Origin of the sequence: Mycolicibacterium sp. 624 (genome assembly GCF_040548615.1) — a bacterium.
In the GTDB taxonomy this organism is placed as follows: domain Bacteria; phylum Actinomycetota; class Actinomycetes; order Mycobacteriales; family Mycobacteriaceae; genus Mycobacterium.
On the sequence record NZ_JBEPRZ010000001.1, the window covers coordinates 1,439,178 to 1,451,682 of the forward strand.

13 protein-coding genes are annotated in these 12,505 nt (G+C 66.9%); 6 read left to right on the forward strand and 7 right to left on the reverse strand.

Annotated features, from left to right (window positions below):
• Positions 1–120 precede the first annotated feature (120 nt).
• From hsaA to hsaB, 4 genes are read left to right on the forward strand one after another with little or no spacing between them, the layout of a single operon-like run.
• Positions 121–1,305 carry a 3-hydroxy-9,10-secoandrosta-1,3,5(10)-triene-9,17-dione monooxygenase oxygenase subunit gene (hsaA, locus tag ABIA65_RS06775; protein ID WP_241402859.1) on the forward strand — a complete coding sequence of 395 codons (1,185 nt, stop codon included), beginning with the start codon at positions 121–123 and terminating at the stop codon, positions 1,303–1,305.
• The gene (hsaD, locus tag ABIA65_RS06780; protein WP_241402860.1) at positions 1,305–2,177 is read left to right on the forward strand and encodes a 4,5:9,10-diseco-3-hydroxy-5,9,17-trioxoandrosta-1(10),2-diene-4-oate hydrolase; all 873 of its coding nucleotides are present in this window, start codon (positions 1,305–1,307) and stop codon (positions 2,175–2,177) included. The genes hsaA and hsaD overlap by 1 nt, the downstream gene beginning before the upstream one ends.
• 3 nt (positions 2,178–2,180) lie before the next feature.
• Complete coding sequence (hsaC, locus tag ABIA65_RS06785; protein WP_241402861.1) at positions 2,181–3,080, forward strand: iron-dependent extradiol dioxygenase HsaC; 900 nt, start codon at positions 2,181–2,183, stop codon at positions 3,078–3,080.
• Positions 3,081–3,088: 8 nt separating this feature from the next.
• Positions 3,089–3,655 (forward strand): 3-hydroxy-9,10-secoandrosta-1,3,5(10)-triene-9,17-dione monooxygenase reductase subunit, encoded by a 567-nt coding sequence (gene hsaB, locus ABIA65_RS06790; RefSeq protein ID WP_241402862.1) that lies wholly within the window; start codon positions 3,089–3,091, stop codon positions 3,653–3,655.
• Here hsaB and ABIA65_RS06795 read toward each other — a convergent pair.
• From ABIA65_RS06795 to ABIA65_RS06810, 4 genes are read right to left on the reverse strand one after another with little or no spacing between them, the layout of a single operon-like run.
• Complete coding sequence (locus tag ABIA65_RS06795) at positions 3,652–4,569, reverse strand: Rv2253/PknI dimerization domain-containing protein (protein ID WP_354523014.1); 918 nt, start codon at positions 4,567–4,569, stop codon at positions 3,652–3,654. The two genes, hsaB and ABIA65_RS06795, sit on opposite strands and share 4 nt — an antisense overlap.
• Entirely contained in the window at positions 4,566–5,525 is a 960-nt protein-coding gene (locus ABIA65_RS06800) for an Rv2253/PknI dimerization domain-containing protein (protein WP_354523015.1), read from the reverse strand. The genes ABIA65_RS06795 and ABIA65_RS06800 overlap by 4 nt, the downstream gene beginning before the upstream one ends.
• Positions 5,522–6,295, reverse strand: a complete 774-nt coding sequence (locus ABIA65_RS06805) for an alpha/beta fold hydrolase (protein ID WP_354523016.1) — start codon at positions 6,293–6,295, stop codon at positions 5,522–5,524. The genes ABIA65_RS06800 and ABIA65_RS06805 overlap by 4 nt, the downstream gene beginning before the upstream one ends.
• Before the next feature lie 9 nt (positions 6,296–6,304).
• Positions 6,305–7,264, reverse strand: coding sequence for a LysR family transcriptional regulator (locus ABIA65_RS06810; protein ID WP_502919528.1), 960 nt, complete (start codon positions 7,262–7,264; stop codon positions 6,305–6,307).
• Between the two features lie 69 nt (positions 7,265–7,333).
• On the opposite strand from ABIA65_RS06810, the gene ABIA65_RS06815 reads away from it, so the two are divergent.
• Both ABIA65_RS06815 and ABIA65_RS06820 read left to right on the forward strand, forming a co-directional pair.
• The gene (locus ABIA65_RS06815) at positions 7,334–8,683 is read left to right on the forward strand and encodes an MFS transporter (protein WP_354523018.1); all 1,350 of its coding nucleotides are present in this window, start codon (positions 7,334–7,336) and stop codon (positions 8,681–8,683) included.
• Complete coding sequence (locus ABIA65_RS06820; protein ID WP_354523019.1) at positions 8,683–9,429, forward strand: 3-hydroxybutyrate dehydrogenase; 747 nt, start codon at positions 8,683–8,685, stop codon at positions 9,427–9,429. The genes ABIA65_RS06815 and ABIA65_RS06820 overlap by 1 nt, the downstream gene beginning before the upstream one ends.
• Here ABIA65_RS06820 and ABIA65_RS06825 read toward each other — a convergent pair.
• Genes ABIA65_RS06825 through ABIA65_RS06835 form a run of 3 tightly spaced genes read right to left on the reverse strand, consistent with a single transcriptional unit; the run spans position 9,426 to position 12,503 of the window.
• Entirely contained in the window at positions 9,426–10,595 is a 1,170-nt protein-coding gene (locus ABIA65_RS06825) for a pyridoxal phosphate-dependent aminotransferase (RefSeq protein WP_354523020.1), read from the reverse strand. The genes ABIA65_RS06820 and ABIA65_RS06825 overlap by 4 nt on opposite strands.
• Positions 10,596–10,605: 10 nt before the next feature.
• On the reverse strand, positions 10,606–11,547 hold the full coding sequence (gene ipdE2 / locus ABIA65_RS06830) for an acyl-CoA dehydrogenase IpdE2 (protein WP_354523021.1): 942 nt from the start codon (positions 11,545–11,547) through the stop codon (positions 10,606–10,608).
• Positions 11,544–12,503: an acyl-CoA dehydrogenase family protein gene (locus ABIA65_RS06835; protein WP_241402870.1), complete on the reverse strand. Its 960-nt coding sequence runs from the start codon at positions 12,501–12,503 to the stop codon at positions 11,544–11,546. The genes ipdE2 and ABIA65_RS06835 overlap by 4 nt, the downstream gene beginning before the upstream one ends.
• Positions 12,504–12,505 lie beyond the last annotated feature (2 nt).

Sequence of the window (12,505 nt, forward strand, 5' to 3'; positions counted from 1 at the left end):
TTCCGCAGGTCTAGCCGCCATGGATAGGCCCTACTCGACACAAATCGTAACGTGTTCTAATCTTGCGACTAGAGCTGGATACTCTAAATACCTAGCCCCGCCGATCCTGGAGGCAATTCAGTGACGTCCATTGAACAACGAGACGCGCAGTCGGTCCTAGACGGCATCGATGATTTGTTGCCGCGGATCGCCAAGCGGGCGCAGGCGGCCGAGGATTTGCGCCGTCTTCCTGATGAGACCGTGGCCGATCTCGACGAGGTCGGCTTCTTCAAGCTCCTGCAGCCCGAGCAGTGGGGTGGCCTGCAGTGCGATCCGACGCTGTTCTACGAGGCGGCCCGCAGGCTTGCCAGCGCGTGTGGTTCGACCGGTTGGGTGAGCTCGATCATCGGCGTGCACAACTGGCACCTCGCGCTGTTCGATCAGCGTGCGCAGGACGAGGTCTGGGGTGAGGACCCGACGGTCCGCATCTCGTCCTCCTACGCACCGATGGGTGCGGGCGTCGTCGTCGATGGCGGCTACCTCGTCAGCGGTGCCTGGCAGTGGTCATCCGGTTGCGACCACGCCACCTGGGCGTTCCTCGGCGGCCCGGTCATCAAGGACGGCAAGCCGGTCGACTTCGGCAGCTTCCTGATTCCGCGCACCGAGTACCGCATCGACGACGTCTGGAACGTCGTCGGGCTGAAGGGCACCGGCAGCAACAACGTCGTGGTCAAGGACGTGTTCGTGCCGACGCACCGCTTCCTGTCCTACAAGGCGATGAACGATCGCACCGCGGGCGGCCTGGAGAACAACACCGCGCCGGTGTACAAGATGCCGTGGGGCACAGTGCATCCCACCACCATCTCGGCCCCCATCATGGGAATGGCCTACGGCGCCTACGACGCCCACGTAGAGCATCAGGGCAAGCGCGTGCGCGCAGCGTTCGCCGGTGAGAAGTCCAAGGACGATCCGTTCGCCAAGGTCCGCATCGCCGAAGCTGCCAGTGACATCGACGCCGGGTGGCGTCAGTTGATCGGCAACGTCGGCGACGAGTACGCACTGCTCAAGGCGGACAAGGAGATTCCGTTCGAACTGCGTGCCCGCGCCCGCCGGGACCAGGTGCGCGCCACCGCGCGTGCGATCGCGTCGATCGATCTGCTGTTCGAGGCATCGGGTGCCACCGCGCTCAACGTCGACCAGCCCGTCCAGCGATTCTGGCGCGACGCGCATGCCGGCCGCGTGCACGCGGCCAACGAGCCGGAACGTGCCTACCTGATCTTCGGCAATGACGCATTCGGGCTGCCGCCACAGGACACGATGGTCTGATGACCGCTGTCCAGGACATAACGTTCGAGTCGACCTCGCGGTACGCGCAGGTCACCGACCAGATGCGTCTGCACTATCACGAGGCAGGCGTCAGCAACCGGGAGACCGCGGGGACTGTCGTGCTGCTGCACGGCGGTGGTCCCGGGGCGTCGAGCTGGTCGAATTTCTCGAAGAACATCGCGGTGTTGGCGCAGCACTTCCATGTGCTGGCCGTCGATCAGCCCGGCTACGGCCACTCCGACAAGCACACCGAGCACGAGCAGTACAACCGGTACAGCGCCAACGCCCTGCTGGCTCTGTTCGATCACCTGGGCATCGAACGTGCTGCGCTGGTGGGCAACTCGCTGGGTGGCGGCACCGCGGTGCGGTTCGCGCTGGACAACCCGAAGCGCGCCGGTCGGCTGGTGTTGATGGGCCCCGGTGGTCTGAGTGTGAACCTGTTCGCGCCCGACCCCACCGAGGGTGTGAAGTTGCTGGGCAAGTTCACCCATCAACCCACGCGCGAGAACATGGAGAAGTTCCTGCGCATCATGGTGTTCGACCAGAACCTGGTCACACCTGAACTCATCGACGAGCGTTTCGCGATCGCCAGCCAGCCTGAGTCGCTGGCGGCGGCTAAGGCCATGGGCAAGTCCTTCGCGGGTGCTGACTTCGAACTCGGCATGATGTGGCGCGAGGTCTACAAGCTGCGTCAGCCCGTGCTGCTGATCTGGGGACGCGAGGACCGAGTCAACCCGCTCGATGGTGCTCTGGTGGCACTCAAGCAGATTCAGCGCGCTCAACTGCACGTGTTCGGTCAGTGCGGACACTGGGCACAGCTGGAGAAGTTCGACGAGTTCAACAAGCTGACGGTTGATTTTCTTGGGAGTTGAGCGATGAGCATCAAGTCACTTGGATACCTGCGCATCGAGGCCACCGACATATCGGCCTGGCGCGAGTACGGGCTGAAGGTCCTCGGCATGGTCGAGGGCTCAGGCTCCACTGACGGCGCGCTCTACCTGCGGATGGACGAGTTCCCGGCCCGCCTGGTCATCGTGCCGGGCGAGCACGACCGGCTAATGCAGTCCGGCTGGGAAGCGGCGAACGCCGCAGACCTGCAGGAGATCCGCAAGCGTCTCGACCTCGAGGGCACGCCCTACAAGGAGGCGACCGCCACCGAGCTGGCCGAGCGTCGTGTCGACGAGATGATCGTCTTCGATGACCCGTCGGGCAATACGCTTGAGGTGTTTCACGGCGCGGCTCTCGAGCACCGGCGTCTGGTCAGTCCGTATGGCCACAAGTTCGTCACCGAGGAGCAGGGCCTTGGTCACGTCGTGTTGACCACCCGCGACGATGCCGAGACTCTGCACTTCTACCGCGACGTCCTCGGGTTCAGCCTGCGCGACTCAATGCGTCTGCCCCCGCAATTGGTCGGCCGTCCCGCCGACGGGCCGCCCGCTTGGCTGCGCTTCCTCGGGGTGAATCCTCGGCACCATAGTTTGGCGTTCATGCCGGGCGAAACCCCCAGCGGGATTGTCCATCTCATGGTTGAGGTGGGCTGCGCCGATGACGTCGGGTTGTGCCTGGACCGCGCGCTGCGCCGCAAGGTGAAGATGTCGGCGACTCTGGGGCGCCACGTCAACGACAAGATGCTGTCGTTCTACATGAAGACCCCCGGCGGGTTCGACATCGAGTTCGGTTGTGAGGGACTCGAGGTCGCCGACGACGGTTGGGTGGCCAGGGAGAGCACCGCGGTCAGCCTGTGGGGTCACGACTTCAGCGTCGGGTTCAAGTAGTCGATATCGTGACCGCCAACGAGATAGACCCGCGGACATTCCGTAGCGTGCTTGGCCAGTTCTGCACCGGCATCACGATCATCACCACGATGCACGAGGACGTGCCGGTGGGGTTCGCATGCCAGTCGTTCGCAGCGCTGTCGCTGGATCCGCCGCTGGTGCTGTTCTGCCCGACCAAGGTCTCGCGGTCGTGGCAGGCCATCGAGGCCAGCGGGAAGTTCTGCGTCAACGTGCTGCACGAGAAGCAGAAGGACGTCTCCGCGCGGTTCGGCTCCAGGGAACCCGACAAGTTCGCCGGAATCGACTGGAGCCCATCTGAACTCGGGTCACCGCTGATCAAGGACACGCTGGCGCACATCGACTGCACGGTGGCGTCGGTCCATGACGGCGGCGACCACTTCGTCGTCTTCGGCGCGGTGCACTCGCTTTCGGAGGTGCCCAAGCGCAAGCCTCGGCCGCTGCTGTTCTACCGCGGTGAGTACACCGGTATCGAGCCGGACAAGAACACGCCCGCGCAGTGGCGTGACGATCTCGAGCAGTTCATCACCACCACCACTGCCGACACCTGGCTCTAGTCTCCGGTGCGCCGCAGTTCGAGGTCGAGGTCGAAGGTGGAGTCACAGCCGCCTGTCACGACCTGATGCGCACGGCCGGTCAGCACCGGCAGCGGATCCACCGGTGGTTGAGGTAGGTCGAATCTGCTGGTCGTGACGTAGCGGGACGTGGTCGTGCCCGGGCAGTCGGCAGGCAGCGGCGGTGTGGATTCGGTCCACCGATCATCGGCGAAGGTCAGGGCGAGCACCGCGTCGTTGTCGCCCCGAAGCAGCGTCTGGCAGCGTTCACCCGTTCGTAGGCAATGGGTTTCGCCGCGATAGTTCTCGATCGGGAACGTCGTGCCGGTGGGCCGATGGGTCTGTGAGTAGGTGTAGCTGCCGCGCAACGCCGTCGCGGGAGATGGTGCCCGGGGCGGCACGGTGTTCGGGTCTGCGAGTCGGATCCGCGGGTTGACGTCGGCCACCCGGGTGAGTTCGAGTGTGCGCTGACCGGTGCACGCGCCCACGGCGGCAGCCTCCTCGTATGTCCCGGTCAGTGTGCCGTCGGGTTTCGGTTCGAGGGAGATGACGGTCCACACCGCCGTGTCGAGCGGTTCACCGGTCGCCTGGGGAGTGCACTGGCCGGGGTCCTCCGAGACGGCCGTCCACCGACCGTCGAGGAAGTCGAAGACCTTGGTGCGGAACGGAACACCGTCGGTTCGGTTGGGGTCGACGATGGACACCGTCGCCACGCAGTGGTCGTCGTCGCACACCGAGCGCGCGATCCACGTGTCCGCGCCGGCGCCAGGTACCTGAGTCACGCTGTAGGTGCCGTCGAAGGTCGGCGTGGGATGCGCGTCGCCGGTGGCCGTGTCGATGCCGGTCTGGGAGGCCTGAGACGAACATCCGGTGATGAGTAGTGCGGCCGCCGCGGCGCCGAGGATGCGGCGTCTCACGGTGCTCGTCCCGTGCCGTCCCCGACGCGGTCGAGGGTGACGTCAAGAGTCAGCGATCCGGGACAGGTCCCGGTCTGCGTGGTGCGTTGGGTGCCCGTCAGTTTGGGGATGGGGTCGGAGACTGGCTGGGGGAGCGCGAACTGTCCGGTGAGCGTCGATCTCGCGGCGCCACCGTCGGGACAAGTGGCGTCGAGGGGAGCGCTCGTCGAGGTCCACTGTCCCTCCGCGAATGTCATGACCAGGATGGCCTTCGAGTCGGGGTCGACGAGATAGGTCAGACACCGCTCGCCGGTGCGCAGGCATTGTGTGTTGCCGGAGTAGGTGGTCGGCGGATAGACCTGGCCGGAGCGGGGGTTGGTCTGCACCTGCCGGTACTCGCCCCACAGGGCGGCGGCGGGGGACGACTGCCGGGCGGATTGCGTCGCGGGGTCGGCGACCTCGACGGCGGGATCGCCGTCGCCCGTGCGCGACAGGGTGACGGTCTGCGTTGAGTTGTGGCACGCGCCGCCGACCGACGACCGGTTGGTGTACGTGCCGACCAGAGTCCCGTCGGGTTTGGGCGCCAGCACGTAGGTCTGCCAGCCCTGCACGGTGATCGACTCACCCTTGGAGTTGACACATTCCGACGGCACCTCGTCCACCGATACCCAGTGACCGCCGACGAAGTCGAGAACCATGCTCGGCGGACGAGGGGCACTCGACGCGGCGGGCGCGACCTCCGTGGCGGCGGCGACGCATCCGGTGTCCCGGCACGCCGAGCGGGCCACCCAGGTGACGGTGGCGGCGCTGTCGGGAATCACGTTGCCGCCCAGTGTGGTGCTGGGGCCGAACACGGCGCTGAAGGTGCCGTTCAGCTCCGCTGCCGTGTCAACGCCGGGAGTCTCCGAGGAGCAGGCCGCCGATATGCAGGTGAGGACGGCGACGGTTGCGGCGAGCGCCAGGCCCGGCCGGTTCACGACCGGGTGTGCGCGATGACGAAGTCCGCGACCACCGCCGCGACTTCACGGTGGTTGACGTCATTGAGGATGTCGTGGTGGCCGCCGGGGGATTCCACCAGTTCGAGCCGTTCGATCTGCTCGGCGTATGCGCGCACCGCGCCGATATCGGCGATCGGGTCGGACTCGCCGTGCACGGCCAGCGTCGGTATCGCCAGCGACGGTAGATCGGCACCGAATCGGTCCCACGCTCTGTCCAGCTCCCGGGTCAGGGTGGCCCCGTTGGCGTCGACGAACGCCAACGGGTCATTCTCCAGCGAGTCCAGGTAGAAGGGATCTGCCGATAGCCAGCTGGGATCGAGGTCGAATGAACTGTCGGCGTCCAGCATCTCGGCGATCGGGATCAGTGGGGCACCCGATATGACGGCGGCCCGGTACCGGTCGGGATTCTCGAGCACCCGGAAGAGCGTGACGATGGAGCCGAACGAGTGGCCCGCGGCCACCAAGGGCAACCCCGGGCTGGTCCGCTCGGCCAGCTGCGTCAGCTCCTCGGCGAGCGCCGAGGACGCCTCGATGGAGCCGAAGTCGCCGCGCGTTCCCGGTGACAGCCCGTGTCCGAGCTGGTCGACGGCCCACACGTCGATTCCCTTGGCGTTCAGCGCGAATGCGTAGCGGTGGTACAGCCCGGTGTGTTCGCCGAATCCGTGCAGGAACACGACCGCAGCACTCGGTTCGGCGCTGGCCCAGTGCCGGTAGTAGGCGCTTGGGCCATCGGTGTCGAGGAACGGCATGTCTGCACGCTAGGGCACGAGGCCCAGTAACGCGTCGTGTTGGTCGGCCATGCGGGTGCGGATCGCGTCGAACACGGCGGCCACCTCGGGCCGGTGCATCGTCTCGGCGCGTGTGACGAGCCAGTACGACAGTTGCAGTGCGACGGTGTCGGGCAGCACGCGGACGAGATCGTCGTGGCGGGCAGCCATGAAACAGGGCAGCAGGCCCAGGCCTGCGGAAGCCCGTGTCGCCTCCACGTGCACGAACACATTGGTGGAGGTGATGGACTCGCGCATTCCGGGGGCGACACTTCGGGCCAGGTCCAGATCGTCGACCTGCAGCATCGAATCGATGAAGTAGATCAGCGGGTGGCCCGTCAACTCGGCACGCGAGGCCGGAGCCCCGCGCCGGGCCAGATAGTCGCGTGACCCGTACAGACCCAGGTGGTAGTCGCCGAGTCGAATCGCCTGGGCGCGGTGAACCTGCGGTTCACCGACCACCACCTCGAAGTCGAGGCCGGACCGCTGCTGTGTGGCGCGTCGCGTGGTGGCCACGATCTCGACCGCCACACCGGGATGGCGCCGTTGCACCTCGGCAATGGCCGGCGCGGCGATGTAGGCGCTGAATCCGTCGGTCGCCGACATGCGCACGACGCCCTCGAGCACCGGGGGACTGGCCGGGTCTGCGGAGAGCGCGCGGACCGCGGACTCCACCGCCTCGGCGGCACCGAGCGCCTCACGCCCCCGGTCGGTGAGTTCCCAGCCGCCGCCGACCCGTGCGAGGAGCCGGCCGCCGAGGGACTGCTCCAGCGCGGCGATGCGGCGCGCGATGGTGGTGTGGTTGACGCCGAGTTCGTCGGCCGCCTGGGTGTACCGACCGGATCGTCCGACCGCCAGCAGCACGAGTAGGTCATCGGCGCTGAGGCGCCGCTGTGGTGTGGGACCTGGCATATCTGCATTTTCGCAGATTCGTCCTGCAGTTTTGGCCATTGCCTCTGCCGTGCGCCTGCATCAATACTCAGATGCGATTGTGTGCCGCATCACAGGAGGAGTCATCCAATGACCAGCTCGATACCGACCGGCCTCAAGCGGGTGGTCGCCGCGTCGATGGCGGGCACCGTCGTCGAGTGGTATGAGTTCTTCCTCTACGGCACCGCTGCCACCCTGGTGTTCAGCAAGGTGTTCTTCTCGGAGACCACCAGTGAGCTCAACGCGATCTTCCTCGCGTTCGCGACCTATGCCGTCGGCTTTGTCGCGCGCCCGCTCGGCGGTGTGGTGTTCGGCCACTACGGCGACAAGTTCGGCCGCAAGAAACTGCTGCAGTTCTCTCTGCTTCTGGTCGGCGCGGCCACGTTCCTGATGGGATGCCTGCCGACGTTCGGCCAGATCGGCTACTGGGCGCCGGGGCTGCTCGTCGCGCTGCGGTTCATCCAGGGCTTCGCGGTCGGTGGCGAGTGGGGTGGCGCGATACTGCTGGTGGCCGAGCATAGCCCGAACAAGCAGCGCGGCTTCTGGGCCAGCTGGCCGCAAGCTGGTGTGCCCGTGGGCAATATGCTCGCGACGGTCGTGCTGCTGGTGCTCACCGCAACGCTGTCGGAGTCCTCGTTCCTGTCGTGGGGCTGGCGCGTGGCGTTCTGGCTATCGGCGGTGGTGGTCCTCATCGGCTACTACATCCGCACCAAGGTCACCGACGCGCCGATCTTCGTTGCGGCACAACAGGAGGCCGAGAAGATCAAGGCGACGTCGTTCAGTGTCGTCGAGGTGCTCAAGCGCTACCCGCGCGGTGTCTTCACCGCCATGGGTCTGCGGTTTGGCGAGAACATCATGTACTACCTGGTGGTCACGTTCTCGATCACCTATCTGAAGGTTCAGGTGGGTGCGGACACCAGTTCGATCCTGTGGTACCTGCTTGTCGCGCACGCGGTGCACTTCGCCGCTATCCCCGTCGTCGGGTACCTGTCGGACCGTTGGGGACGGCGCCCGGTGTACCTGGTGGGTGCGATCCTGGGCAGCACCTGGGGCTTCTTCGCCTTCCCGATGATGAACAGCGGCGACTTCGTGATCGTCACCACCGCGATCACACTCGGCCTGATCATCCATGCGTTCATGTATGCGCCGCAGCCGGCGATCATGGCGGAGATGTTCCCAACCCGGATGCGGTATTCGGGTGTCTCCCTCGGATATCAGGTCACCTCGATCGTGGCGGGGTCGCTGGCGCCGCTCATCGCAGTGAAGCTGCTCGAGATCTACGGCTCCTCGGTGCCGATCTCGATATACCTAGCGGCGGCCTGCGCCATCACGCTGGTCGCGGTGCTGTTCACCAGGGAGACCAAGGGTGTCGACCTGGAGTCCCTCGACATCGCCGACGCGGAGGCGGTGGCTTCCGAGCGCAACCGGGCCGGCGTGTGATGCCGGATCTGACAGGTCGTTCGGCGCTGGTCACCGGAGGTGCGAGCGGTATCGGTGCGGCGTGTGCCCGCGAACTGGCCAGCAGGGGCGCTTCGGTGACGGTCGCAGACGTCGATGGCGCGGCGGCCAAGACACTGGCCGATGAGATAGGCGGAACCGTTTGGGCTGTCGACCTTCTCGACGTCGCGGTGTTGGAGGACCTGCAGCTGGCAGTGGACGTGCTGGTCAACAACGCCGGCGTGCAGACGGTCGAGGAAATCACCGCATTCGATCCGGCGCGGTTTCGCTCCATGCTCGCGCTGATGGTCGAGGCGCCTTTTCTGCTGATTCGTGCGGCCCTGCCGCACATGTACGCACAGCGCTTCGGCCGGATCGTCAACGTGTCCTCAGTGCACGGTCTGCGGGCATCGGAGTTCAAGGTCGCCTACGTCACCGCCAAGCACGGTTTGGAGGGACTGTCCAAGGTCACGGCGTTGGAGGGTGGACCCCACGACGTCACCAGCAACTGTGTGAACCCGGGCTACGTGCGAACCCCTTTGGTGGCCAAGCAGATCACCGACCAGGCCCGCACCCACGGCATCACCGAGGATGAGGTGCTCAGCAAGGTGTTGCTCACCGAGAGCGCCATCAAGCGACTCGTGGAGCCCGAGGATGTCGCGGCGCTGGTGGGCTGGTTGGCCTCACCGAGTGCCGGCATGGTGACCGGCGCCTCGTACACGATGGATGGCGGCTGGAGCGCTCGTTAGAGCTGAGCTGCCAGCCAGGGGCCCATGCGGCGCAGCGACTCGGAGATGTCAGTGGCGGCGCCGGCGAAGGACAATCGGACGTAGGAGCCCCCGTGGACGGTGTCGAAGTCGATCCCCGGAGCGATCGCAACACCGGTGTCCGCCAACAGCTTCGCGCAGAAGGCCAGGGAGTCTGATGAGTAGTCGGAGATATCGGCGTACACATAGAACGCGCCGTCGGCGGGCGCCAGCCGGCCCAACCCGATATCGGGTAGCCCGGTCAACAGCAGTTCGCGGTTCACCGCGTACTCACCGACGAGTGCGTCGGCCTCGGCGATCGCCGCAGGCGTGAACGCCGCGACGGCGGCCTTCTGCGGCAGTGTCGGCGGGCAGATCGAGAAGTTCCCGGTCAGGCAGTCCACGGCGCGCAGCAGCGGTCGCGGGACCAGCAGCCAGCCGAGCCGCCAACCGGTCATCGCGAAGTACTTCGAGAAGCTGTTCACGACGATCGCGTCACGCGATGTCTCCCACGCGCAACTCGTCTGCGGCGCGCCGGGATACACCAGACCCTGGTAGATCTCATCGCTGATCAACTGCACCCCCGAGGACTCGCACCACGATGCGATCGCAGCCAGCTCGGCGGGCGGGATGACGGTGCCGGTGGGGTTGGCCGGGCTCGCGATCACCACGCCCTTGATGGGTGGGCTGATCTCGGCGAGCATCTCGACCGTCGGCTGGAATCGGGTGTCCGGCCCGCATGGCACCTCGACCACCTCGCAGCCGAGCGCGGAGAGGATGTTGCGGTAACAGGGGTAGCCGGGGCTGGTCACGGCCACCCGGTCACCGACGTCGAAACAGGTCAGGAACGCGAGCAGGAAGCCACCCGAGGACCCCGTGGTGACGACGACCTCGTCGGGGTCCACCGCGACGCCGTACTGCTTGTCGTACGACGCCGCTATCCCCTCGCGCAGTTCGGGGATGCCCATGGCGACGGTGTAGCCGAGGTTCTCCTCGGCGAGGGCCCGCGCGGCCGCCTCGATGATCGGGCTGGGCGCCTTGGCGCTCGGCTGACCCGCCGACAGATTCACCAGGTCGCCGTGCGAACGCTGGCGTTCTGCGGCGGCCAGCCACACGTCCATGACGTAGAACGGCGGGATCCCGGCTCGTAACGCGACGCGGTTGCTCACTCGAGCCAGGCTAGAACAGGTCGGCCTCGAGCCGGCGCAGATGGTCTCGCGGCGGTCCGAGAAGCTGCGCGCTGCCGTGGGCACGCTTGAAGTACAGCTGGATGTCGTGCTCCCAGGTGATCGCGATGCCACCGTGCATCTGGACCGCCTCGGCGGCCACCGCGCTGAACGCCTCGCTGGCCGCGACACGTGCCAGCGCGGCCGAGGTTGGCGACGGATCGGCGATCGCGTCGTTGACCACCGCACGCGCCGACTGCACCTCGACGTACATATCGGCCATCCGGTGCTTGAGCGCCTGGAAACTGCCGATGGGCCTGCCGAATTGCACGCGGTCCTTGGTGTACGCGACGGTCAGGTCCAGGCAGTGCGTCGCCGCACCGATCTGCTCGGCGGCCAACAGGATGGCCGCGGTGTCAGCCAGCGCTGGGTTGGCGGCCAACGGTGCGGTCTCCTGCGCTGCGAGCTTGGCCAGCCTGCGCGTCGGGTCCATCGTCGTGATCGGCTCGGAGGTGAACGTCGTCCACCGCACCAGGGCGTCGCCGTCAACCGCGACCACCACATCGGCGATGTCGCCGTTGACGACGTAATCGGCATCGAACACCACGGCGCCGATGGACGTACCCTCCGCCAGCGCGCCCAGCGCGTCGGTGTCGGGTTCGTCGGCGGCCAGCAGCGCCAGTTCGGTCAGCGTCGTGCCCAGCAGCGGTGTCGGCACCAGATGCCTGCCGAGTTCCTCGAGCACCACGGCCGCGTCACCCAGTTCGCCGCCAGCACCGCCCAGCTCCTCGGGCACCACAAGTGCGGCCGCGCCGACCTGCTCGCACAGCAGCTTCCAGAGCCCCTCGTCGTAGCCGCGCTCCGACTCCATGGCCGTACGGACGGCTTCGGGCGAGGCGTGCTTGTCGACCAGCGCGGTGACGGTGTCGCGCAACAGGTCCCGCTCTTCACTCATCGGGCCAACCTCTCAAGAACGCGGTGACGATGCCACGTCGGGTCACCCCAGGCCGAGTGCAGTGCCTGCACCTTCAGTAGCAGCAGGGACAGATCGTGCTCCTGGGTGAACCCGATGGCGCCGTGTGTCTGCAGCGATGAGCGTGCTGACAGCAGAGCGGCATCCGACGCGGCGGCCTTCGCCGCGCTGACGTCACGCTCGGTGTCGGGTGAGGAGTCGGCCAGCGACAGTGCGGCGCCGTACACCAGGGGACGGGCCAGCTCGACGGCGATGTGCACGTCGGCCAGCTTGTGTTTGATCGCCTGGTATGACCCGATCAGCCTGCCGAATTGGCTGCGCTGTTTGGCGTACGCCACCGATGCGTCCAGCATCGCCTGGCCCGCCCCGACCAGCTGGGCGGCCGTGATGAGGGCACCGAACTCGAAGGCGCGGGCGGTGTCGGCCTGCTGAGCCTCGCCGCTCGCTGACACATCGAACAGGGTGCGGGCGGGGTCGACGGACTCGTGGGCCTGCCCTGCGATCCCGTCGCGGACGCCGCTGTCGTCGGCGACCAGGAGCAGGCCTGCCTTGTCCGCGTCGACGGCGCGCGGGGTGTGCGGGGCCATCGCGACCGTGGCGATCAGCGCACCCGAGGCCAGACCTTCGGCACGCTCGTCGTCGGCGAGGAGCACCGGCGCGACGGCGATGGACTCGGACACCGGGCCGGGAACACCCCAGTAGCCAAGGCGTTCGGCGGCGACCACGAGGTCCACCGGATGCGCGCCGATACCGTCGAAGCGCTCAGGCACGGCCAGTGCCGTCACGCCCAGGTCTGCCAGCGTCGCCCACACCTTGCGGCCGGGGTCTGCGTCACCCGCCGACCATGCCCGCACCGCGGCGGGCACATCGGCCGCGCCGAGAGCCGCGTCGATGCTCGCGGCGAAATCGCGCTGCTGTTCGTCGATCTCGAAGTTCACTG

Bases quoted from the DNA above. Each gene is read 5' to 3' on its own strand.
- ABIA65_RS06810 (WP_502919528.1), bottom strand. From the start codon at position 7,264: ATGGCCAAAACTGCAGGACGAATCTGCGAAAATGCAGATATGCCAGGT.
- ABIA65_RS06805 (WP_354523016.1), bottom strand. From the start codon at position 6,295: ATGCCGTTCCTCGACACCGATGGCCCAAGCGCCTACTACCGGCACTGG.
- ipdE2 (WP_354523021.1), bottom strand. From the start codon at position 11,547: ATGAGTGAAGAGCGGGACCTGTTGCGCGACACCGTCACCGCGCTGGTC.
- ABIA65_RS06820 (WP_354523019.1), top strand. From the start codon at position 8,683: ATGCCGGATCTGACAGGTCGTTCGGCGCTGGTCACCGGAGGTGCGAGC.
- hsaC (WP_241402861.1), top strand. From the start codon at position 2,181: ATGAGCATCAAGTCACTTGGATACCTGCGCATCGAGGCCACCGACATA.
- hsaD (WP_241402860.1), top strand. From the start codon at position 1,305: ATGACCGCTGTCCAGGACATAACGTTCGAGTCGACCTCGCGGTACGCG.
- ABIA65_RS06815 (WP_354523018.1), top strand. From the start codon at position 7,334: ATGACCAGCTCGATACCGACCGGCCTCAAGCGGGTGGTCGCCGCGTCG.